This window comes from Collinsella sp. Sow4_E3 (genome assembly GCF_052116285.1).
Lineage (GTDB): Bacteria > Actinomycetota > Coriobacteriia > Coriobacteriales > Coriobacteriaceae > Collinsella.
This window is the reverse complement of record NZ_JBQKLJ010000110.1, coordinates 1-485: the sequence shown is the minus strand read 5'-3', so window position 1 is coordinate 485 and position 485 is coordinate 1. Positions and strand designations below refer to the sequence as shown.

At 35.5% G+C, this 485-nt stretch carries 1 protein-coding gene; it reads right to left on the bottom strand.

The annotated features are described in order from the left end of the window. Positions 1-416: family B DNA polymerase (locus tag ACTQ48_RS11515; RefSeq protein ID WP_441571066.1), on the bottom strand; the 416-nt coding region annotated here is incomplete at its 3' end. Positions 417-485: the final 69 nt, after the last annotated feature.

Sequence of the window (485 nt, the reverse complement as noted above, 5' to 3'; positions counted from 1 at the left end):
GCACAGTAGGAGACTAATTTACGCTTAACTTCCTTACGAATTTCGTCAATATTAGAAGGAAGATTTGGATTCTCACCTAGATCATCTAATGATGAGTCTTGAACTTTCATCTTACATGCAGTTACATAGACGAATAATTCATCAGGTTCTGTAAACCAATGGTTATCCATCAACATTGTTTCAAATAGGTAAAGTGTGTATCCTATGATTAAGCGTCCATTATAGGTTACAGAAGGTGCAGCATCCTTATTATAGAAGATAAATGATTTCTCAGCATATGCACCATAGAATGAGTTGGCTAGTAGCTTAAGAACCTTTTGACGCTGATCTAGTACCTTTACTCGAATATCAGATTTAGGTACACCGGAGCCAATAAGTTTAATCATCTCATTCTTAACAACTTTACGCTCATCCATAAAGTATGCAAGAAGTTTACAGATAATACTATCATAGCTATACTGGTTCTTATAGAGTGTACCATACCC